This window comes from Streptomyces acidicola (assembly GCF_009377235.1).
GTDB classification, from domain to species: Bacteria; Actinomycetota; Actinomycetes; order Streptomycetales; family Streptomycetaceae; genus Streptomyces; species Streptomyces acidicola.
Genome location: NZ_VMNX01000509.1, coordinates 1 through 1,551, shown reverse-complemented (window position 1 = coordinate 1,551; position 1,551 = coordinate 1). Strand labels below are relative to the sequence as shown.

At 71.8% G+C, this 1,551-nt stretch carries 3 protein-coding genes; all 3 read right to left on the bottom strand.

What is annotated here, in order from left to right:
• Positions 1 to 38: 38 nt before the first annotated feature.
• From FPZ41_RS46455 to FPZ41_RS46445, 3 genes are read right to left on the bottom strand one after another with little or no spacing between them, the layout of a single operon-like run.
• Positions 39 to 470, bottom strand: a complete 432-nt coding sequence (locus FPZ41_RS46455) for a hypothetical protein (protein WP_152870916.1) — start codon at positions 468 to 470, stop codon at positions 39 to 41.
• Positions 467 to 718: a hypothetical protein gene (locus FPZ41_RS46450; RefSeq protein WP_152870915.1), complete on the bottom strand. Its 252-nt coding sequence runs from the start codon at positions 716 to 718 to the stop codon at positions 467 to 469. Before FPZ41_RS46450 ends, FPZ41_RS46455 begins: the two co-directional genes overlap by 4 nt.
• Positions 715 to 1,461 carry a helix-turn-helix domain-containing protein gene (locus FPZ41_RS46445; RefSeq protein ID WP_152870913.1) on the bottom strand — a complete coding sequence of 249 codons (747 nt, stop codon included), beginning with the start codon at positions 1,459 to 1,461 and terminating at the stop codon, positions 715 to 717. Before FPZ41_RS46445 ends, FPZ41_RS46450 begins: the two co-directional genes overlap by 4 nt.
• Positions 1,462 to 1,551 lie beyond the last annotated feature (90 nt).

Here is a 1,551-nt window from a genome sequence, read left to right as displayed (position 1 = left end):
GAACAGGGCAGCCGGGTACTGGCCGCGCTGCAGGCCGGTCATGATCCGGCGCTTCCGCCGGCCTTGGCGCCGGTACCGCCGGAGACGCCGGCCTTGACGCCGAATCCGCCGCGCTGGATCGCAGACATGGCGCCCCCGGCCTTGGGCAGCCCCTTCGCCACTGGGGTGCCGGACGGCACGCTGCGGATGCCGACGTTCGCCGGCACCCGGCCGCCGACGGGCGGGATCACCGTCGCGCCGTTGGACGTCGGCACCCACACGTAGTACGTGCCGACCGCGGTTGCGTGGCCGGCGTCGTCCCAGTCGCCGCACGCGTCGTCGTCGAGCCTGTTCCCGGTGGCCTGGTCGACGCACACGGCGCCGTACTGCGCGTCAGGGCTGTCGAGGGCGTCGCAGCCGGTCAGGAACAGCGCGGCGACGGCGGAGACGTAGCCCAGGGCCGGGCCGCGGCCCATTCGGCGCGCGGTCATGATGCCACCGCCGAGTGTGCGTCGGCGGCTTCCTCGGCGATCCAGCGGCGCCGCATCTCGTCGGTGGGGCCGTCCTCGGGCAGGCCGACGAGCGCGCGCAGGTGGCGGATCCGCTCGTTCGGGATGCGTGCCTGGCGGACGCCGAATGGGCTTCCGGTGCGGCGCCAGCGGGTGTAGTGGGTGCCGCAGTAGCCCTTGGCGACGTGGCGGCCGGTGCAGCCCTCGACGTCGCAGGTGCGGTGCTTCACGATGCCTCCCTGGTGGCTTCTCGGCGGCAGAGGGCGCAGGCCAGCGTTCCGTCTCCTCGGGTGCCGGTTCGGATTCCGTGCGGGCACTTCTCGCGCGCGGTCTGTGGTTGCGCTGGGAGGTGAGTAGGTGCTGGTCGGTTTTGTGGCTTGGTTACTTGGTTTGGTGGGGGCTCACTGGCGACCCCTGATCGCGGCTTCCTGTGAGCCCTAATCGTGGTTTCACCGCTCGCGGGTGAGCCCTGATCGCTGTCGTCTGGGGTCGTTTCCGAGCCCTGGTCCGGGTTTTCAGGGGTCGCGTCTAAGTCCTGATCGGACGGTTCAGGGGTGTTCGGTGAGCCCTGTTTCTTCGCTCGGCGGGCGGCTTCGGCCTCGGCGCGGGCGTCTGCGATCGCCTCGGCGGCCTCGTCGATCTGGCTCGGCGTGAGCGACTCGACGCGCTCCAGGACGTCCTCGGCGAGGATCAGCCGGTACTCGTCGGCCTTCCCCCGTCGGCGGTTCCCGCGCTTGTGGAGGGCGAGCAGGCCGACGTCGACGAGCTGCCGCCGGGCGCGTCGCACGGTGGCGTAGGACAGCTCGGTGAGCACGCACAGCCGCGCGATGCCGGGCCAGACGCGGGTGCCGTCCGGGTCGGCGTGGGTGCGCATGGCGAAGGCGACGAGCTTCGTGGTGGCCGGCAGCCGGGCGGCGAGGAGGATGCGTTCCCAGGCGAAAATGTCGAACTCGTCCGGGCTCGGCACGGTCATGCGGCGCTTCTTTCCGGTGGTGCTGGTGGGGTGGTGTGGTGGTCCGGCGCAGCTGCGACCTGATCCCGAAGGGAGGCGGGGTCGTGGGCC